Origin of the sequence: Streptococcus sp. SG2, assembly GCF_030439925.1 — a bacterium.
GTDB lineage: Bacteria > Bacillota > Bacilli > Lactobacillales > Streptococcaceae > Streptococcus > Streptococcus gordonii.
The window spans coordinates 45,619-65,896 of record NZ_JAQFJD010000003.1 but is presented as its reverse complement, the minus strand read 5'-3'; the positions used below and the strand labels follow the sequence as shown (position 1 = coordinate 65,896).

At 39.7% G+C, this 20,278-nt stretch carries 17 protein-coding genes; all 17 read left to right on the top strand.

Annotated features, from left to right (window positions below):
• Positions 1 to 159: 159 nt before the first annotated feature.
• A complete protein-coding gene (locus tag PCY09_RS07235; protein ID WP_125397164.1) occupies positions 160 to 1,095 on the top strand; it encodes a sugar ABC transporter permease in 936 nt (311 codons plus the stop codon).
• 13 nt (positions 1,096 to 1,108) lie between these two features.
• Positions 1,109 to 2,044, top strand: a complete 936-nt coding sequence (locus PCY09_RS07230; protein WP_008809750.1) for a carbohydrate ABC transporter permease — start codon at positions 1,109 to 1,111, stop codon at positions 2,042 to 2,044.
• Positions 2,045 to 2,155: 111 nt separating this feature from the next.
• Positions 2,156 to 3,616: an ABC transporter substrate-binding protein gene (locus tag PCY09_RS07225; RefSeq protein ID WP_012130800.1), complete on the top strand. Its 1,461-nt coding sequence runs from the start codon at positions 2,156 to 2,158 to the stop codon at positions 3,614 to 3,616.
• A 152-nt stretch (positions 3,617 to 3,768) separates the two neighbouring features.
• A complete protein-coding gene (locus PCY09_RS07220) occupies positions 3,769 to 4,383 on the top strand; it encodes a YesL family protein (RefSeq protein ID WP_012130799.1) in 615 nt (204 codons plus the stop codon).
• Positions 4,380 to 6,014: a sensor histidine kinase gene (locus PCY09_RS07215; RefSeq protein WP_125397163.1), complete on the top strand. Its 1,635-nt coding sequence runs from the start codon at positions 4,380 to 4,382 to the stop codon at positions 6,012 to 6,014. The genes PCY09_RS07220 and PCY09_RS07215 overlap by 4 nt, the downstream gene beginning before the upstream one ends.
• Before the next feature lie 9 nt (positions 6,015 to 6,023).
• Complete coding sequence (locus PCY09_RS07210; protein ID WP_301556702.1) at positions 6,024 to 7,307, top strand: response regulator transcription factor; 1,284 nt, start codon at positions 6,024 to 6,026, stop codon at positions 7,305 to 7,307.
• Positions 7,308 to 7,441: 134 nt separating this feature from the next.
• Positions 7,442 to 8,827, top strand: coding sequence for a glycoside hydrolase family 1 protein (locus PCY09_RS07205; RefSeq protein WP_227221471.1), 1,386 nt, complete (start codon positions 7,442 to 7,444; stop codon positions 8,825 to 8,827).
• Between the two features lie 103 nt (positions 8,828 to 8,930).
• On the top strand, positions 8,931 to 9,854 hold the full coding sequence (locus PCY09_RS07200; protein WP_301556701.1) for an XRE family transcriptional regulator: 924 nt from the start codon (positions 8,931 to 8,933) through the stop codon (positions 9,852 to 9,854).
• 327 nt (positions 9,855 to 10,181) lie between these two features.
• A complete protein-coding gene (gene glmS / locus PCY09_RS07195; protein WP_061594151.1) occupies positions 10,182 to 11,993 on the top strand; it encodes a glutamine--fructose-6-phosphate transaminase (isomerizing) in 1,812 nt (603 codons plus the stop codon).
• 115 nt (positions 11,994 to 12,108) lie between these two features.
• Entirely contained in the window at positions 12,109 to 12,633 is a 525-nt protein-coding gene (locus tag PCY09_RS07190) for a hypothetical protein (protein ID WP_061596801.1), read from the top strand.
• Between the two features lie 240 nt (positions 12,634 to 12,873).
• The gene (gene scrK / locus PCY09_RS07185; RefSeq protein WP_045773521.1) at positions 12,874 to 13,773 is read left to right on the top strand and encodes a fructokinase ScrK; all 900 of its coding nucleotides are present in this window, start codon (positions 12,874 to 12,876) and stop codon (positions 13,771 to 13,773) included.
• Positions 13,774 to 13,821: 48 nt separating this feature from the next.
• The gene (locus PCY09_RS07180; protein ID WP_061596784.1) at positions 13,822 to 14,232 is read left to right on the top strand and encodes a peptide deformylase; all 411 of its coding nucleotides are present in this window, start codon (positions 13,822 to 13,824) and stop codon (positions 14,230 to 14,232) included.
• Between the two features lie 9 nt (positions 14,233 to 14,241).
• Positions 14,242 to 14,811: a hypothetical protein gene (locus PCY09_RS07175; RefSeq protein WP_061596786.1), complete on the top strand. Its 570-nt coding sequence runs from the start codon at positions 14,242 to 14,244 to the stop codon at positions 14,809 to 14,811.
• A gap of 271 nt (positions 14,812 to 15,082) precedes the next feature.
• Positions 15,083 to 15,541, top strand: a complete 459-nt coding sequence (locus tag PCY09_RS07170) for a MarR family winged helix-turn-helix transcriptional regulator (protein WP_061594154.1) — start codon at positions 15,083 to 15,085, stop codon at positions 15,539 to 15,541.
• Positions 15,534 to 17,300, top strand: coding sequence for an ABC transporter ATP-binding protein (locus PCY09_RS07165; RefSeq protein ID WP_061594155.1), 1,767 nt, complete (start codon positions 15,534 to 15,536; stop codon positions 17,298 to 17,300). The genes PCY09_RS07170 and PCY09_RS07165 overlap by 8 nt, the downstream gene beginning before the upstream one ends.
• On the top strand, positions 17,290 to 19,047 hold the full coding sequence (locus PCY09_RS07160) for an ABC transporter ATP-binding protein (protein ID WP_061594156.1): 1,758 nt from the start codon (positions 17,290 to 17,292) through the stop codon (positions 19,045 to 19,047). Before PCY09_RS07165 ends, PCY09_RS07160 begins: the two co-directional genes overlap by 11 nt.
• Before the next feature lie 159 nt (positions 19,048 to 19,206).
• Entirely contained in the window at positions 19,207 to 20,151 is a 945-nt protein-coding gene (gene manA, locus PCY09_RS07155) for a mannose-6-phosphate isomerase, class I (protein ID WP_012130786.1), read from the top strand.
• The last annotated feature ends 127 nt before the right edge of the window (positions 20,152 to 20,278 follow it).

The following is a 20,278-nucleotide window of genomic DNA, read 5'->3' as shown; positions in this document are numbered from 1 at the left end:
CGACCTTTTGGGGGTCGGCTTTTTCATCTCATTTTTATCTATAAATTGGATAAATAATTTGTATAGTTTTTTCTATAATTTGGAGTTTAAAATTATTTTTAAAAAAGCATATAATAGAAATGTGAAAACGGTGTCAACTAAATAGAAAGGGAGATTTGCATGAAAAAGTTGATAAAAACATTAAAAGAAAATTTCGTTTTCTTGCTCATGGTTCTGCCAGGAGTTATTTGGTTGATTTTATTCTTCTACATTCCGGTTTTCGGAAACGTAGTTGCCTTTCAGGATTTCCATATTCACCCTGATGGTTTCATTGCCAGTATCTTAAATAGTAAATGGGTGGGATGGGATAACTTCAAATTCCTATTTAGTTCGAGGGACGCATTTATTATTACCCGTAATACCCTGCTCTACAACTTTGGATTTATCATTCTAGGTTTGATTGCTGCGGTGGCGATTGCGATTATCTTTAGTGAAATGCGATCTAAGAAGTTAGTGAAAGTTTACCAAACTTCGATGCTCTTCCCTTATTTCTTGTCTTGGGTTATTATCAGTTACTTTGTAGATGCTTTCTTAAACATTGATAAAGGACTGATTAATCACTTGCTTCAAGGTTTTGGAAAGGAAGCCATTAACTTCTATACAACTTTAGGAATTTGGCCGGCTCTTTTGCTCTTCTTGGGTATTTGGAAGGGGCTTGGATATAGTAGTGTTATCTACTATGCAACCATTATGGGGATTGACCCGACCTACTATGAAGCTGCAACAGTGGATGGTGCTACTAAGTGGCAACGCATTCGCCACATTACCTTGCCTCAGCTGACACCTCTGATTACGGTCTTGACCATTCTAGCAGTCGGAAATATCTTCCGCGCGGATTTCGGTCTCTTCTATACAGTAACCCGTAACGGAGGAGGAGGATCTCTCTATAGCGTTACCAACGTTTTGGACGTATATGTCTACAACGGACTTTCAGGAACTGGGGACATCACAATGGCCGCAGCCGCAGGATTGTACCAATCCGTTGTCGGTTTAATACTCGTTTTAGTATCTAACTTGATTGTTCGTCGCATAGATAAAGATTCTGCGCTATTCTAGAAAGGAGGAACCAATGAAAAAATCGGAAAAAATCAAAAAAGAAAAAATCGATAACGTTGGTATCCATGCCTTCAGTAAGCCAGCTAACTTATTTTTCAGTATTTTAATTGGGATTATTGCCCTATCTTGTATCTTACCATTTATCTTCGTTATTATGATCTCTATTACAAATGAGTCTGTGATAGCGACAAATGGTTTCAGCTTCTGGCCTTCTAAATTTGGCTTTGACGGTTACCTTTTCCTAGTACAGTTTAAGGACAAAATTTTAAACTCCCTTTTTATCACTCTATTTGTGACAGCAGTCGGTACCAGCGTCAATGTCTTCATGACAACGACATACGCATATGCAATTTCTAGAAGAACATTTAAATACAAACGCTTCTTTACAGTATTTGCTTTGATTACCATGCTCTTTAATGCAGGTATGATTCCAGGTTACATCGTGGTAACTCAGTTGCTACGAATCGGAGATACCATTGCGGCCTTAATTATACCAATGTTGCTTTCTCCATTTAACATTATCTTGATGCGTACCTTCTTTAAACGGACGATTCCAGAGGCAATTCTTGAATCAGCTAAGATTGATGGTGCAAGTGAAACACGGATTTTCTTCCAAATTTGTTTACCACTTGCTCTACCAGGTATTGCAACAATCAGTCTCTTCACAGCTCTAGCTTATTGGAATGACTGGTTCAATGCCTTGCTTTATATCAAAAATCCAGATTTCTATCCTTTGCAATACTTGCTGATGCAAATCCAATCAAATATGGACTACATCGCAAAATCATCAGGTCTGTCATCACAAGTTGTTGGGGCAGCCAGTGGACTGCCTAAAGAAACTGGTCGTATGGCCATGGTGGTTGTGGCAACCTTGCCAATTGCAATGCTCTACCCATTCTTCCAACGTTATTTCGTAAAAGGTTTAACGATTGGTGGGGTCAAGGAATAAAAGTCCTAAAACTGCCTGTCAAGTTTGGTCTTCCTTGAAGCAAGCTTCGTAACTGAGCTTATCAGTTCATTAAATTGTTTATCAAAAAATAAAAATAAAGGAGTTTTTCTTATGAAAAAGTGGCAAAAAGTCGCACTCTTCTCAGCCAGCGCACTCTTGATTACAGCTTTGGCTGCCTGCGGTAGCAGTAAATCATCTAGTTCAGAAAATGGTCCAACAACCATTAAGATGTACCAAATTGGTGATAAACCAGACAACTTGGACAAATTGTTGGAAAATGCTAACAAGATCTTGGAAAAGAAAGTTAATGCTAAATTAGAAATGCAATACCTTGGTTGGGGTGACTACAGCAAGAAAATGTCTGTAATTACTTCATCTGGTGAAAACTATGATATCGCTTTTGCTGATAACTATGTTGTAACTGCTCAAAAAGGTGCATATGCTGACTTGACAGACCTTTATAAGAAAGAAGGGAAAGAACTTTACAAAGCTCTCGACCCCGCTTACATCAAAGGTAACACTGTAAATGGTAAGATCTATGCTGTTCCAGTAGCGGCTAACGTTGCATCATCACAAAACTTTGCCTTCAACGGACCTCTTTTGGAAAAATATGGAATTGACATTTCAAACGTGAATTCATATGAAACACTTGAACCTGTTTTGAAAGCAATCAAAGAAAAAGATCCAAACGTTGTACCATTTGCAATTGGTAAAAACTTCATTCCATCAGAAAACTTTGACTATCCAGTAGCAAACGGTCTTCCATTTGTTATCGACATGGAAGGCGATACTACTAAGATCGTCAACCGTTATGAAGTTCCTCGCTTTGTAGAACACTTGAAGACTCTTCACAAATTCTACAATGCTGGATATATTCCTAAAGACGTAGCAACAAGTGATACCACTTACGAACACAACAGCGATACATGGCTTGTTCGTGAAGAAACAGTAGGTCCTGCTGACTATGGTAACAGCTTGCTTTCACGTGTAGCAAACCGTAAGATCGAAATCAAACCAATTACTAAATTCATCAAGAAAAACCAAACAACTCAAGTTGCTAACTTTGTCATCTCAAACAACTCTAAGAACAAAGAAAAAGCAATGCAAGTGTTGAACGAATTGAACACTAACCCAGAACTTCTTAATGGACTTGTTTATGGACCAGAAGGAGAAAACTGGGAAAAAGTTAAAGGTTCAGAAAACCGTGTAAAAGTCTTGGATGGCTATAACGGAAACACTCACATGTCTGGATGGAACACTGGTAACAACTGGATCCTTTACATCAACGAAAATGTAACTGATCAACAAATTGAAGATTCTAAGAAAGAATTGGCTGAAGCAAAAGAATCACCAGCTCTTGGATTTATCTTCAACACAGAACCAGTTAAATCTGATATCACAGCTGTTACAAACACAATGCAACAATTTGATACAGCTATTAACACTGGTACAGTAGACCCAGAAAAAGCTATTCCAGAATTGATGGAAAAACTTAAATCTGAAGGTGCTTACGACAGAGTACTGAAAGAAATGCAAAAACAATACGATGAATTTTTGGCTGCTAAAAAATAAGCCGAGGTAAACATTGAGGTTGGGACGTAGATCCCGACCTCCTTGTTTTTTTCTTGTTCGATTGTTCAATTTTGAAAAGAGCAAGGAACTAAAATATGGTATAATTTGTTCATATGAACTTTAGATTGAAGATGAAATAGAAGAGGTAGGATATGGGAAAATTTATTGAATTTGTTTTTCAAAAAATTTATATGGCAATGCTGGCATCGGGGATTTTTTTAGTCCTGACTCTTTGTGGAGGCGTCTTGTTTGGCCTAGCACCTGCTAGTACGGTTTTAATGACTCTTTTTGCCCAGTATCGTTATGATTATAAAGCTTATAAGTGGCAAGAAGCTTGGTCCTTATTTAAAGAAAATTTCCTTCGTTCTAACCAGGTTTTTTATACCCTACTTTCAATTGAGGCAGTTTTCTTGTATGGCCTCTATCTTCTTGTTCAGCTTCCTCAGTCTATTTTAACTGTGATTATCAGTATTTTAAACCTGCTTTTAGCTCTTCTATTGCCACTAGCTTACGCGGTTTATTTGAAATTGCAAGTTTATTTCGAGTTATCTTATATTAATTCGATTAAGCTTTCCTTTATTGGCATGTTTTTGAATGTAGGTGCAATGTTTAAGATTGCATTTGGAACGGCCATGATTATGGCAATCTTTTATTACATGCCTGCCTTGGTTTTCTTTGTCTTTCTGGGTGCTTGGCATTTCTTTATCAGTGATTTATTAGAACCAGTCTATCAGTTGATTGCTTCTAGATTAGTGGACCAACCATGAAAAAATTTTGGTTAAATTCCTTGCTAAGAGTCTATGCGATGACCATGTTTGTCATTGTCGGTTTTGTAGCTTTGTTAATCTCTTATGCCAGTTGGCAGTCCAAGGTTCAAGAAGTAACAGAAACTTCCCAGCGTATTTCAACAAGACTGGTTGATGAAGTTGAATCCTACTATCAGCGTGGTGTTCAAATCACTAAAAGCCTTGTAGGAAACCAGGCCAAGTTAGAAGGTGTCTATAATTATTTCACCATGTCGCCATCTGAGTACATTTATTGGCGTTTAAATAATGGCCTTCTTGGGATCGTTGAAGTTTCGCTACACGAGAATGTTGCCGATATTTATCTGCAGAATGATTTTGTGGCTGGTTTTGATATTGCATTGCAGGATTATAAGACAGTCTTTGTTTCAACTCGTCAAAAACAAGGAGGAATGCAAGTTGAAGCTAGTAAATATAAGCCAGCTAAGAATGCTTTTCCAATTCCTATTTATGACAGTGTCACCAGCAACCATATCGGGGTCGTTTATCTAACGATTGATTCCCAAGTTTTTGAACAAACGATTGACAATATTCGAAATACAACCCCTGTACTGGTAAAAATAACTTCGCCATTTCAAAAAAATATGCTGACATTTGGGGAAGGGAAAAGTAAGAATTGGCTGGTCAAGGAGACACCTCATGGCTATGGTGTTCAAGTGGCTGTCCCAGAACATTATGTTTTAGAGAGAAGTTTAGTAAATGCCATTGCCATAGTGGCTATTAGTGCAATTCTAACAGGAAGTCTTTATCTGATTCTGCAACGAGTATTCCGCAACTATCAGCGCCAAGTTATTGATTTGGTGGATACGATCCAAGCGATAGGACAAGGAGACAGTCACTTAAGGATTGAGACTGCAACCAAGGAGCAGGAATTGCTTTTGATTGCTGATAACACCAACACCATGTTGGATAATCTCGACCGCAATATTCATGACATCTACCAGCTACAGCTGAGTCAAAAAGATGCCAATATGCGGGCTTTGCAGGCCCAAATCAATCCGCATTTTATGTATAACACTCTGGAGTTTATCCGTATGTATGCGGTTATGAAGAGTCAAGAAGAACTTGCGGATATTATTTATGAATTTAGTAGCTTGCTGAGAAACAATATTTCTGATGAGACGCAGGTGACCCTGGAAAGCGAATTGGAGTTCTGTCGTAAGTATAGTTATCTCTGTATGGTGCGCCATCCAAACTCGGTTGCTTATGGCTTTACCATTGCTGAGGAGCTTAAAGGAATGATTATTCCTAAGTTTACTATCCAGCCTTTGGTGGAGAACTATTTCGTCCACGGTGTAGACTATCGCAGAAAGGATAATGTAATCAGTGTCAAAGTCTTGAAAAAATCTGATGCAGTTCAAATCATTGTTCAAGACAATGGCCGTGGAATAAAGGTTGACAAGCTTGCAGAAATCCAGCAAATTTTAGCCAAGCGTCGATTGGAAAATTCGGAAAATAAGGAGAAAAGGACCTCGATTGGGATTATCAATATCCACGAACGTTTCTTGCTTTTCTTTGGAGATCGCTATAGCATTGCTGTAGAGTCGGGAGAAAATAGGGGCGTTCGCTATATTATAGAGATCAAGGATGAATAAGAAAACACCATGCATAAAGTATTACTAGTTGATGATGAATACATGATTACCGAAGGTCTGAAAGTTCTCATCCCTTTTGAAAAATGGAATATGGAGGTTGTGGCAACAGCCAATGATGCTGAAGAAGCGCTAGACTATGTTAAAAACAATCCTGTTGATTTGGTCATCACCGATGTCAATATGCCAGGTATGAATGGTCTAGAAATGATTGCCCAGATGAAAGAAAGCCTGCCTAAACTCGCCTTTATCATCTTGTCAGGCTATCAGGAGTTTGAATATGTCAAAAAGGCCCTAAATTTGCAGGTGGCTGATTATTTGGTCAAACCTGTCAATAAGGTTGAGCTTGCAGCTATTTTAGAGAAACTTTCCCAGCAATTTGACCAATCTTCTCACCATCAAATGGAAGCAATTTTCCAAGATGGTCTATCAGAGGAGGATTTGACTAGACTGTTAGAAAAGGAAGGAACAATTTGGCTAGGAGCTAGCCGAGTACCTCAAGGTATTGCTTCTACTTCGTATTCCGTATCTGGTCAGACCTTATATCTTTTCCTATCACGTACGAAAGAAGAGAGCCTCTACCAGATAGAGCTGGTGTCTCCTTACAAAGAAAATTTGCAACAATTCAAATTCAATCTTGAGAAAGTTGTCTTTTATGGGACGGTTGGTCTGCAACAGGCAGATCCCCTTTTCCAATACTACGAACCCATGTATCGTGTGATTATTCAGGGGAATATCAATCAGATTTTGGATGAGTTAGACTTGCTAAAAGGTGTCGTCTTGAGCCACACACCAAGGATATCGATTACCAAACAGCTCTTTATTCAATTTATAATGGATGTTTATCATTTGTTCGAGCATTTGAAACCAGATGATATGACCAGCATTATCAAGGAAATTGAAGGCATGACGTCCTTTGAGGACCTGCTAGACTATATCAAGCAAAAGCTAACTCATTTATTTGCTCAGTATCGTATGAATGAAAATGTTGCCAGTGTTCTAGAAGTCATTGGTCGCGATTATCAAAAGGATCTGTCTTTAAAGGATATCAGTAAAGACCTCTTTATCAATCCGGTCTACCTAGGACAGTTGATTAAGCGTGAGACCAATTCGACCTTTGCTGAGCTTCTGAATAAGCAGAGGATTAAGGCAGCCCAACAGTTGCTTTTGTCAACCAATGACAGTATTGAAGATGTCTGTTATGCAGTGGGCTACAGCAATGTTGGATATTTTTACAAGGTGTTTAGAAAACTCTGTGGCAAGTCGCCAAAGGCCTACCGCCAGCAAGTAGACTAATGAATCAGATAAAGCTAGAGATCTATTTAGAATTTTTCTCTTTAAAAAGCAGAAAAATTGGAATAAATAGGTCCTGTTTTTATACCATCAGAAAGAGTATAATGAAGGTGACTTTTATAAAGTGAGGTAACCATATGCTTACATTTCCAAAAGACTTTGTTTGGGGTTCTTCCACATCTGGTCCGCAAACTGAAGGTCGCGTGCCTGGTGACGGCAAGGGTGACAATCTCTGGGATTACTGGTACCAAGTGGAGCCCAATCGTTACTACAATGAAATCGGTCCAGAACAAACATCTACTTTTTATCAACATTGGGAGCAAGATATTGATCTTCTAGTCGAGACAGGTCATACAGCCTTCCGAACTTCTATCCAGTGGTCACGGATTTTCCCACAAGGCCGAGGCGAAGTTAATCCTCAAGGAGTGGCTTTCTACCGTCAGGTATTTGAAGCCATTAAGGCTAAGGGAATCCGTCTTTTAGTCAATCTCTACCACTTTGACCTGCCTTTTGCCCTTCAAGAAGATGGCGATGGTTGGGAAAATAAGGCAACCATCAAGGCCTATGAGGACTATGCTCGCTTCTGTTTTGAGACTTACGGAGACTTGGTGGACCAATGGATTACCTTTAATGAACCTATCGTTCCGGTGGAGTTTGGCTATTTTTATGATGCCCATTATCCTCACAAGGTGGATGCAAAAGCAGCAGTTCAGGTTGCTTATCACACACAACTAGCGAGTACCCTTGCAGTCAAGGCTTGTCATGAAATCTTGCCTGACTCTAAGATTGGGATTGTCCTAAACTTGACGCCAGCTTATCCACGTAGCCAGCATCCTGCTGATTTCAAGGCTGCGCATATTGCGGACCTTTTCCAAGCCCAATCTTTCTTAGATCCATCTGTTTTAGGGACTTATCCAGATGAGTTAGTGGAGATTTTGTCTGAGCATGATTTGCTGCCAGATTATACAGCGGAGGAGTTGGAACTCATTCGCGAGCACACCGTGGACTTCGTTGGAGTCAATTACTACCAGCCTTTGCGGGTTATGGCACCGCGTTTTGCCAAGCATCCAGACAGTCCACTCCTGCCAGAGCATTTTTATGAGCCATATGTCATGCCTGGTCGTAAAATCAACCCCCACCGTGGCTGGGAAATATACGAGCAAGGGATTTATGATATCGCTCAAAATATCAAAGAAAATTATGGCAATATCGAATGGATGCTGACGGAAAATGGAATGGGAGTTGAAGGTGAAGAAAGATTCCGTGAAGATGGCTTTATCCAAGATGATTATCGTATTGACTTTGTCAAAGGCCATCTGCGCCAGCTCCACCGTGCCATTCAAGACGGGGCCAACTGTACTGGCTATCTCATGTGGACCTTTATCGATTGCTGGTCTTGGCTCAATAGCTATAAAAACCGTTATGGTCTGATTGAATTGAATTTGGAAACTCAAGAACGGATTATTAAGAAATCAGGTTATTGGTTCCGTAAGCTTAGTCAGCAGAATGGATTTGAAGAATAAATAAGATGGCCTATCAACAAAAAGTTGGTAGGCCTGTGCTATGATTTGAATATCAAAATATGTTATAATAGCACCAATATTTTTGAAAAATGGAGAATAAAAGGTGGATTTCAAGACAGAATTGGGACAAAGGATTCAAAATCTCCGTGAAAGCAAAGGATTAAGTAGACAGGCAATCTGTGATTTAGAAGATGTGTTAACGACACGTCAGCTCCAACGGATTGAGAAAGGACAGTCTCTGCCCACGATTGCAACAGCAAAGTATATTGCTGACAAGCTTGATGTTTCTTTAGATGTCTTGGCTAACAATAATAGTTTAGCATTACCTCCTGAATACATTGATTTGAAATATCAACTACGAACCTTGTATCATTATGGAGATCCAGAACGTCTTTGTTTGCTCGAAAAAATTATTGATGAAATTTATGAAAACTATTTTGAGAATTTACCAGAAGAGGAGCAAATATCTATTCAGGTAGCTCAGGCAACTGTTGACATGGTCAGTGCTAAAGATCCTTCCTTTGATCAAGGTTTATTAGATGAGTACCTAGAGCAGGCAATGAAGAAAAAGGAATTAAGCTTCAATGATGTGGAGATTATTCAATTGCGCTTGCTTTCCTTAGCATTAGGAGACTTTAATCAGGAAGAATTTGTAGACTTACTCGGTAAAGTGATCTTGGCTGCAGACTACTTTCCATTATCGGATCTGGAAAAGGTTCAAAATACGATTGTTTCAGCAGCAGGTGTATTGGCCCATTATGGGATATACGATATATTACCTGATATTGTAAACGTACTAAATGATATTATGACAAAAAGACGTGATTTTCAGGACAACATTTTTGTTCATGCCCTAAATTGGAAGGTTGCTTTATTTGTAGAAGATAATCTAGAGAAAGCAAAAAATGATTATCAAAAGGTATGCATGATGGCAGATTTATTATCTGAGGATTTAGTGAAAAGAAATATGCTAGAAGAATGGATTGAAGATCTTGAGAAAAAGGGTCTTAAATATACTAATATTTAAAGAATTTAGGCTATCCAGAAGAAACTTGCCAGAAGTTTTTTTCTGAGAAGAGTTGCTAATTGATTAAGTTGCCTCAAGGAAATATCAACTATTCAAATTCAGGAGATTATCATGTGTTAGTTTAGTCAACAAATAACCTATCAACTAGAAGGTTGATAGGTTTTTCTTAAGCTTATCTTAACTAGACCAATTTTTAAAGATTTACGGCTTGACAAACAGAAAGAAGCATTGTATACTGACTTCGACAATGATTTTTCTATAAAATCAGACTATACCAATTTTAAAGGAGAGTAGTGATGTCCTTAGAACATCACTCAATTAGTAAGTATGTGTGGAATTGTCGGAGTTGTCGGAAATCGCAACGCAACAGATATTTTAATGCAGGGTTTGGAAAAATTGGAATACCGTGGTTATGACTCAGCTGGAATTTTTGTAACAACAGGAAAAAATTCTAGCCTGGTCAAATCTGTCGGCCGTATTGCAGACCTGCGTTCTAAAATTGGAATCGACGTGGCAGGTTCGACTGGTATTGGTCATACCCGCTGGGCTACTCACGGGAAACCAAGCGAGAGCAACGCCCATCCTCATCGCTCTGAGACAGGACGTTTTGTCTTGGTGCACAACGGAGTCATTGAAAACTATTTGGAGATCAAAGAAGAATACCTTTCAGGTCACCATTTCAAAGGTCAGACAGATACTGAAATTGCAGTGCATTTGATTGGGAAATTTGTTGAAGAAGACGGTTTATCAGTCCTAGAGGCCTTTAAAAAAGCCCTTCATATTATCCGTGGATCTTACGCCTTTGCCTTGGTTGATTCAGAGGATTCAGAGGTCATTTACGTTGCAAAAAATAAATCTCCGCTTCTAGTCGGTCTGGGAGAAGGCTATAATATGGTCTGCTCAGATGCCATGGCCATGATTCGGGAAACCAATCAATTTATGGAAATCCATGACCAAGAGTTGGTTATTGTTCGTAAAGACAGTATAGAGGTTCAGGACTATGACGGTAACCTTCAGAAACGCGAAAGTTATACTGCTGAGTTAGACTTGTCTGATATTGGTAAAGGAACCTATCCTTACTATATGCTCAAGGAAATCGATGAGCAGCCAACTGTCATGCGTAAACTCATCCAAGCTTATACGGATGAAAACGGGCAAGTAGTTGTAGATCCAGCTATCGTCAAGGCTGTACAAGAAGCTGACCGTATTTACATTCTTGCAGCAGGGACTTCTTACCATGCTGGCTTTGCTTCTAAGAAAATGCTTGAAGAATTAACAGATACGCCAGTTGAGCTGGGAATTTCATCTGAATGGGGCTACGGTATGCCACTTCTCAGTAAAAAACCACTCTTTATCTTTATTAGTCAGTCAGGCGAAACAGCTGATAGTCGTCAGGTCTTGGTCAAGGCCAATGAAATGGGGATTCCAAGCCTAACAGTTACAAATGTGCCAGGATCAACCTTGTCTCGTGAAGCCAATCATACCATGCTTCTTCATGCAGGTCCTGAAATCGCGGTTGCTTCAACCAAGGCCTATACTGCACAAATTGCTGCCTTGGCATTCTTAGCTAAAGCAGTAGGAGACGCCAATGCTTCGGAAAAAGCTGCAGCCTTTGACCTTGTTCATGAACTATCCTTGGTAGCCCAGTCTATTGAATCGACCCTTTCTGAGAAAGAGCTAATTGAGAGCAAGGTTGACAATCTCTTGGGAACAACTCGCAATGCCTTCTATATTGGTCGTGGTCAAGATTACTATGTAGCTATGGAAGCCAGCCTCAAGCTTAAAGAAATTTCTTATATTCAGTGTGAAGGATTTGCAGCTGGTGAATTAAAACATGGTACGATTGCCTTGATTGAAGAAGGAACACCAGTTCTGGCCCTCTTATCAGATCCTGTCCTTGCCAACCACACGCGGGGAAATATCCAAGAAGTAGCAGCTCGTGGTGCCAATGTATTGACCATTGCTGAAGAAAATGTAGCCAAAGACAATGATGATATTGTACTCAGTCAAGTACATCCTTATCTGTCACCGATTTCTATGGTCGTTCCAACCCAGCTCGTTGCTTATTATGCAACCCTGCATCGTGGTCTGGATGTTGATAAGCCACGTAACTTGGCCAAGTCAGTAACCGTTGAATAAGATCATAAAACCTAGTTCTGCTAGGTTTTATTTGTTTTCTCAAAAATATTCTGTTATGCTATAGGTTATAAGGAAACATTTCTTATATACTACTTATAGATACATGGGGGATCGGATGAAGAAAAAAGGTAATGTCATTTCTCTGATTGTCGGCTTGGTTTTTGGGAGTTCATTTTTGGTGAGAACCTTCTTGATTTATCAGGCTAGAGAAGCCAAAAGACAGGAAGTTGCTAAGGTCAAAGATGTACAGAAAACAATTCAATCTATAGATGAGAAAAGAAGTGAAGAGGTGAAGAAACAATTGAGTAAAACTCTCAGTAGCGCCTTATCTTCCCACTCAGCTTATGAAAAGTACACTCAGATTGATAATCAGTATGCGCTAGGTGTTCGAGCGGGAGCTTACTATTTGGTAACCCTTAGTACGAAAGAGGAGCGCTTACTAGAGGGTGTGGATCAGGCATTTTCTACAACATATAAAGATGAAGATAGCGGAGAGAATGGTGTTGCTTTGTTAGGACATAAAGATGGTGCTTGGCATATATTGGATGAAAAAGGTGAAACGATTATAACACTAGAACAAACGGATATCTCACCAGAATCAAAAATGATCATAAAAAATAATACAGTCAGCTTCCAATGATTTATGAGTAAGAAGTGAATTGACAACTCCCCCGAGAAAACTTGGGGGATATTTTTTAGGAGCAGGATATTGGTTAAATGTCTTGAAAAAAGCATGAAAAAAATTTAGTTTGGTGAAATAGTTGCCGTGAGATATGCTATAATAAATTGAATGCAAAAAAGAAAAACTTGCAAATCAGATTAAAGGTGTCAGGGAAGTCTGATTAACTTAATTCTGATAGCATAAAAGAAGAGGAATTTTATGACAAAATTATATGGAAGTTTGGAAGCTGGCGGGACTAAGTTCGTCTGTGCGGTTGGTGATGAGAAGTTTGAAATTGTTGAAAAAACACAGTTTCCTACTACAACACCGATTGAAACTTTAGATAAAACGATTGAATTTTTCTCTCGTTTTGATAATTTAGCTGGTTTAGCTGTTGGCTCTTTCGGACCAATTGATATTGATCAAAATTCAAAAACATACGGTTTCATTACGACAACTCCAAAGCCACATTGGGCGAATGTGGATATCGTTGGTGTCCTTCGTCGTGCTCTTAATGTACCAATTTACTTCACTACTGATGTTAATAGTTCCGCTTTTGGAGAAGTGGTAGCTCGCAACAATGCTGGTGGCCGTATTGAAAACTTAGTCTATTATACAATTGGGACAGGAATTGGAGCTGGAGCGATTCAACGTGGAGAATTTATCGGTGGTGCTGGTCACCCAGAAATGGGTCACTACTATGTAGCTAAGCATCCGATGGATGTAGAAAAAGAATTTAATGGTGTCTGTCCTTTCCACAATGGCTGTTTGGAAGGTCTGGCAGCTGGTCCAAGCTTGGAAGCTCGTACCGGAATCCGTGGTGAAAATATTGAGCTTAACAGCTCTGTCTGGGATATTCAAGCTTACTACATTGCTCAAGCTGCGATTCAAGCTACTGTAACTTTCCGCCCAGATGTGATTGTCTTTGGTGGTGGAGTAATGGCGCAACAGCACATGTTGGACCGTGTTCGCGAGAAATTCACAGTGCTACTCAATGGTTATCTTCCTGTTCCAGATGTTCGTGATTATATTGTGACACCAGCTGTAGCTGGTAATGGTTCAGCAACGTTGGGTAACTTTGTACTGGCTAAAGAAATCAGTGAACGACATGCAAAATAAAGGAGTAAAGGTCTGACTTGATCAGGCCTTTATTATATGAGGTGTAACATGCAACAATCTATTGTAAAAGATATTCTCTTTTTACAGCAAAAATCAGAAGTAGCTGTAAAATCCGATCTCTACCTTGCTCAAGATTTGCAGGATACTCTGCTAGCCAATCAAGAAAACTGTGTCGGTCTTGCGGCCAATATGATTGGGGTTAAGAAGCGCGTGATCATTTTTATGTACGGGCTGGTTCCAATCATTATGTTTAACCCAGTCTTGCGCGCTAAGTCAGGCCCTTATCAGACAGAGGAAGCTTGCCTGTCTCTTGTTGGTAGCAGATCTATAACCCGTTATCAAGAAATTACTGTCGATTACCTAGATCGAAATTGGCAACCACAAACCATAACTCTGAAAGACTTTCCAGCTCAAATCTGTCAGCACGAGCTGGATCATTTGGAAGGGATTCTCATATAGGGGGATAGAATGAAAGTATATAAGCGCGATGGCTCAACTTTTTATTTCATAGGCTTTCTCTTGCTCTTGGGAATCTTTTTTACTATGGGCTTTGCCTCTTTAGATAAGCAGACTACTGCATTAGAAAGTCAGAATAATGCGAATCAAATAATTTATCGTAATCCAACCAGCAAAGAGGATGAGAGAAATGGTCGGACTACTGAAGAAAGTGATGTTATGTTAAGTATGGTCCATTGGGGGGTGGGGATCATTGCTATTTTGATGTTTGTTTTAGGCTATATTTCCAATCATAGACCTCCGATTCTAGAGATAGATCAATCGGGAATGAGATTAAGAGGGCTATCAGATAAAAGCGAGAAGTTCTTCTTATGGCAGGAGATTGAGATGATTGAATATGATCTTTACCGGTCTCATAGGACGTCTGCAGATCCGGACATTCGAATTCTATATTTTTATCCTAAGGATCAAGACGCAAGTGCCATTTCTTTAAATTTGGACCATGTGAAAGATGTTAGTTTCAACGAACTCCATCAACAGATTTCCGAATTGGCTCCTCATATTAAGTGGCTATTTCCATAGAAAAGAAGAAAGTAAAGATGAGACGAGGGAACCTCATTTTTCTATTTAATAGACGTTTTTAGAGCATTAAAAGAAGAGTTGATGAGGCGTAGAATAGCTGAATGGCGAGATTTTTTGAATAGATAGAACTGGGACTTTGGTTCCCGGTTTCTTTTTTAAAAAATATAGTTCTCACGGAAACTTTTTTCTTGACTTTCGCTTTTGAAGTGGTAGAATAGTTCTCACGGAAACTTATTTGTTCTCAAGAGAACTAAATGGAAAGGAGCATGTATTGGAAAAGCCTTTATTAGAATTCAAACGCTTTGGCAGAAAAACTCAACGGATCATTGAGAAACGCGCCAAGGTTTGTGGGATGGAATTTATGGGAGGTCCACAAGGTCAAGTTCTTCACATCGTATCTCACCGAGCGAAGAGAGGACTTTCGACCTTTATTAGGGATATCGAGCATGAGTTAGATATTTCTAAGTCGGTGGCCAGCAATCTAATCAAACGGATGGAAAAAAATGGATCTATCTTTCTTGAGGTAAGCGAGACAGATAAAAGGGCCAAGATGATTCATTTAACAGCCCAGTCTAAACAACAATTGAAAGAGTTACATGATTTTTTTAATGAAATCGATCGCTGTCTCCTCCAGGGTGTTTCAGAAGAAGAATTGGCAACCTTCACTCTGGTTATGGCGAAATTTCACCAAAATATTGAGAAATTAGAAAGCGAGGATGCCGATGTTTAAATTATTTAAACGCTTGACGTCAAAAGAAATCGGCCTGATTTTGATGACAGTTGTTTTTATCTGTCTGACCGTTTATCTAGAGTTAGAAGTTCCGACTTATATGTCAGAAATTACAACTTTACTACAGACACCGGGGACAACGACAGGAGATCTATGGGTACCAGGTTTGAAAATGCTGGGCCTATCCTTTGCCAGCTTGTTCTCCTTGGTAATAGCTGGTTTTGTGTCCTCTCGGATGGCTTCTAGCTATACTACCCGCTTGCGTGAGGATATTTTTAATCGTGTCTTGGATTATTCTGATTCAGAGATTAAAAAATTCTCTATCCCTAGCCTTCTGACCAGAACAACCAACGATATTACCCAAATTCAGGTGTTTATCGCTATGGGATTACAAGTTGTTATTCGAGGAAGCATCATGGCTATTTGGGCTATGACGAAGGTTGTTGGCAAATCAGATGCTTGGTTGATCGCTGTTTTAGTCGCGGTTGCAGCCATTATATTAATGACGATTGTCTTAGTGACTTTGGCTTTTCCAAAGCAATCTATTGTACAAACCTTGACAGATAAATTAAATAGTGTGACACGTGAGAGTTTGACAGGGATTCGGGTTGTTCGGGCCTATAATGCAGAAGATTACCAGGATGCAAAATTTGGTGCAGCAAACGACGAGGTAACTAGCCTTAATATTTTTATTAACCGCTTCATGTCTTTGTTCAATCCGATTATGAGCGGAATTTCAAGTGGTTTAACGCTGGCTATTTATTGGATTGGAGCTTATTTGATTCATAGCGCAGCATCTGCTGATAAGCTTGGTCTATTCAGTGATATGGTTGTTTTCATGTCTTATGGTATGCAGGTTGTAATTGGCTTCTTGCTGATGGGGGCTTTGTTTATTGTTTTACCACGTACCCTTGTTTCGGCTGGCCGGATTAACAAAGTGTTAGCACTGGATAGCAGTATCAAAGAAAAAGATCAAGCACAGACTGAGGGCCAAAGCAAAGGACAAGTAACTTTTGAAGATGTTTCTTTCCGTTATGCAAAAAATTCTGAAGCAGTAATTGAGCATGTTAGTTTCACTGCTAAAGCTGGTGAAACAGTTGCCTTTATTGGATCTACTGGTTCAGGTAAATCAACCCTTGTCAATTTGATACCTCGTTTCTATGATGTGACAGAAGGTAGGATTTTGATCGACGGCGTAGACGTCCGTGACTATGAGCTTAAAGCACTACGGAATAAGGTAGGATATATTCCGCAGAAAGCTGTACTTTTCTCAGGGACAATTGCTTCAAATTTGGACTTTGGAGAAAGCATGGAAACTCCACTAGATGAAGAGAAAATGTGGGAAGCCCTTGAACTAGCACAAGCCAAATTATTTGTAGAAGAAAAAGAGGCAGGGCTTGAGTCTGAAGTAGCCCAAGGAGGCACGAACTACTCTGGCGGTCAACGCCAACGCCTGGCTATTGCGCGTGCATTGGCCCGTAAGCCAGAAATTTTGATATTTGATGATTCTTTCTCTGCTTTGGACTATAAGACAGATCGTATTTTACGAAAAGAATTGGCAGAACAGACCCAACATATGACAAAACTGATTGTCGCCCAACGAATTTCTACTATTATGGATGCCGATCAAATCCTAGTTCTAGACAATGGTAAAGTCGTTGGACAAGGTACCCATAAAGAGTTGTTGGCTACGAATGAAGTGTACCAAGAAATTGCTTATTCTCAATTATCAAAGGAGGAACTAGAAAATGGAAAATAAAAAAACATCTTTATTTACCCAGATGAAGCCCTATATTAAAGGCTTCCAGCTTCCTTTTGTCATTGCAGTAGCCGGTGCTATCATTTCTAGTATTATTACAGTGTTTGGTCCCTATAAGTTGCGTGAAATCACAAACTTAATTACAGAAGGTCTAGTAGGTGAGATGGACTTGGGAGCTATCTCAAATATAGGTTTCTTCCTGGCTTTCCTTTATGTTGTGGGTTCTCTTATCAATTATGCGCAGGGTTACGCTATTTCGGATATGATTCAGCACTTTTCAAAACGTTTGAGAACTGCGATTGCAGAGAAAATCAACCGCCTGCCATTAAGCTACTTTGATAGTCATTCCCAAGGGGATACCCTATCACGTGTGACAAATGATGTAGATACAGTTGGACAATCGTTGACACAGAGCTTGGGGACTCTGATTTCTTCGGTCTTACTTTTAATTGCTGTGCTCTTTATGATGTTTTATACTAATGTTGTACTTTCATTTGTGACGATTGGTTCGGTCTTATTGGGTTTCGTTTTCTCAGCAGTTCTGATGGCGAAATCTCAGAGATATTTCCAAGAACAGCAAAGTAACCTAGCAGCTATCAATGGTTATGTGGAAGAAATGTACTCCGGGCACAATGTTATCACTAGTTACAATGGTGCAGAAAAGACACGCTTGGCCTTCAATGCCCTCAATCAAAATCTGTATACTAGTATGTGGAAGTCACAATTTATTTCAGGAATTATGTTTCCTCTGATGAACTTTGTTGGCAATTTTGGATATGTGATGGTCGTGATTGTGGGTGCTACAATGGCTATTAATGGCTCCATCAGCATGGGTACGATTGTAGCTTTCATGGTCTATGTACGAATTTTTTCTCAACCTCTTTCCCAAATCGCCCAGGGAATTACAACACTCCAATCTGCTAGTGCAGCTATGGGACGTGTCTTTGAGTTTCTAGCAGAAGCAGATATGGAAGATGATTCTCATAAACTTCAACAATTAACAAGTGTAAAAGGACATGTCCAGTTTAAAGATATCTTCTTTGGTTATAATCCTGATAAGACTATTATTCACGATTTCTCAGCAGAAGCAAAGGCTGGACAAAAAATTGCAATTGTTGGCCCTACTGGTGCGGGTAAGACAACAATTGTCAACCTACTCATGAAGTTCTATGATATTGAACGTGGGCAAATCATGATTGACGGTGTAGATATCAAGAATATGCAACGCTCAGAAGTTCACGATGCTTTCTCTATGGTTCTACAAGATACATGGCTTTTTGAAGGGACTATTAAAGAAAACTTGATCTATAATCAGAAAGATATCACGGACCAAGCAGTTGTTGAAGCTGCAAAAGCGGTTGGTGTCCACCACTTTATCATGACCTTGCCGGACGGCTATGATACAGTTCTGGATGACACAGTCAGCCTTTCTGTTGGTCAAAAGCAGCTCCTGACTATTGCAAGGGCTCTGCTCAAAGATGCGCCACTCCTTATCTTAGATGAGGCGACTTCATCTGTCGATACACGGACGGAAGAATTGATTCAAAAAGCGATGGACAAGCTGATGGAAGGCAGAACGTCCTTTGTCATTGCTCACCGCCTGTCTACTATTCGCAATGCTGATTTGATCCTAGTCATGCGTGATGGGAATATTATCGAGCAAGGAAACCATGACCAGCTCATGGAGCAGGGAGGTTTCTACGCCGATCTTTACAACAGTCAGTTTGTTGAAGAAGAGCAAGAGTAAAGAAGAAAGCACTGCAATTGCGGTGCTTTTGAATTTGTCCTAGAAATAAGAGTAATTACTAAATTTACTGTAATTTTTGATATAGAAAGGTGAAGGGAGATTATTTTAGCTTATCTATTTTTTGATATAATAGAGAAAAGTACATTTTGGGGGTAAGACATGTCAGAACCATTATTTCTACAATCAGTCATGCACGAAAAAATTTGGGGTGGAACCAAGCTGAGAGACGAGTTTGGCTATGAGATTCCTAGTGATAAAGTCGGTGAATATTGGGCGATTTCAGCCCATCCAAATGGTGTATCCACTGTGAAAAATGGCCGTTTTGCTGGTCAAAAGTTAGACACGCTTTATGCTGAACACAGGGAACTTTTCGGGGACCGTTCTGAGCCGGTCTTTCCTCTCTTGACCAAGATTTTGGATGCTAATGACTGGCTTAGTGTTCAGGTCCATCCAGATGATGCATACGGCTTGAAACACGAGGGTGAGTTAGGAAAAACTGAATGTTGGTATATTATTGCTGCAGACGAAGGTGCAGAGATTATCTATGGCCACAATGCCAAGAGTAAAGAAGAACTTCGCGAACAAATCGAATCCAAGAACTGGGATCAGCTCTTGACGAAGGTAAAGGTTAAAGCAGGTGACTTCTTCTATGTACCAAGTGGAACCATGCATGCTATTGGTTCAGGTATCTTGATTTTAGAAACTCAACAGTCTAGTGATACAACTTACCGTGTGTACGACTTTGACCGCAAGGATGATGCAGGAAATCTCCGTGAATTGCACCTAGAAAAATCTATCGATGTTTTAAATATTGGAGAACCCGCAAATAGCCGCCCAGTCAATTTACAAGTGGATAATCTGTCTTCAACTTTACTGGTTGCTAATGATTTCTTTGCTGTCTACAAGTGGGAACTGACTGGCCAGGCTGATTTCACTAAAACAGCTGACTATACGCTCAACAGCGTATTAAATGGACAAGGTCAGTTAACAGTAGATGGTCAAGTCTATCCAATTCATAAGGGAGACCATTTTATCCTACCGAGCGATGTGGCTAGCTGGAAGTTAGAAGGTCACGATCTAGAAATGATTGTTAGCCATCCATAAATCAAGCCAAGAGGGGACGTTCACTTTTTGAAAAGTCTAAGCAGTACGCGAACTAATAATTTCAAGTCAATCATTGCACTCTGGCTGGAACAAGAAGTAGCTGTGGATGTGACCCAATGATCTCGTT

Coding starts and splice junctions, on each gene's coding strand:
- scrK (WP_045773521.1), top strand. CDS start 12,874: ATGACAAAATTATATGGAAGTTTGGAAGCTGGCGGGACTAAGTTCGTC.
- PCY09_RS07225 (WP_012130800.1), top strand. CDS start 2,156: ATGAAAAAGTGGCAAAAAGTCGCACTCTTCTCAGCCAGCGCACTCTTG.
- PCY09_RS07230 (WP_008809750.1), top strand. CDS start 1,109: ATGAAAAAATCGGAAAAAATCAAAAAAGAAAAAATCGATAACGTTGGT.
- PCY09_RS07220 (WP_012130799.1), top strand. CDS start 3,769: ATGGGAAAATTTATTGAATTTGTTTTTCAAAAAATTTATATGGCAATG.
- PCY09_RS07165 (WP_061594155.1), top strand. CDS start 15,534: ATGTTTAAATTATTTAAACGCTTGACGTCAAAAGAAATCGGCCTGATT.
- PCY09_RS07205 (WP_227221471.1), top strand. CDS start 7,442: ATGCTTACATTTCCAAAAGACTTTGTTTGGGGTTCTTCCACATCTGGT.
- PCY09_RS07175 (WP_061596786.1), top strand. CDS start 14,242: ATGAAAGTATATAAGCGCGATGGCTCAACTTTTTATTTCATAGGCTTT.
- PCY09_RS07235 (WP_125397164.1), top strand. CDS start 160: ATGAAAAAGTTGATAAAAACATTAAAAGAAAATTTCGTTTTCTTGCTC.
- PCY09_RS07210 (WP_301556702.1), top strand. CDS start 6,024: ATGCATAAAGTATTACTAGTTGATGATGAATACATGATTACCGAAGGT.
- manA (WP_012130786.1), top strand. CDS start 19,207: ATGTCAGAACCATTATTTCTACAATCAGTCATGCACGAAAAAATTTGG.
- PCY09_RS07190 (WP_061596801.1), top strand. CDS start 12,109: ATGAAGAAAAAAGGTAATGTCATTTCTCTGATTGTCGGCTTGGTTTTT.
- PCY09_RS07160 (WP_061594156.1), top strand. CDS start 17,290: ATGGAAAATAAAAAAACATCTTTATTTACCCAGATGAAGCCCTATATT.
- PCY09_RS07180 (WP_061596784.1), top strand. CDS start 13,822: ATGCAACAATCTATTGTAAAAGATATTCTCTTTTTACAGCAAAAATCA.
- PCY09_RS07215 (WP_125397163.1), top strand. CDS start 4,380: ATGAAAAAATTTTGGTTAAATTCCTTGCTAAGAGTCTATGCGATGACC.
- glmS (WP_061594151.1), top strand. CDS start 10,182: ATGTGTGGAATTGTCGGAGTTGTCGGAAATCGCAACGCAACAGATATT.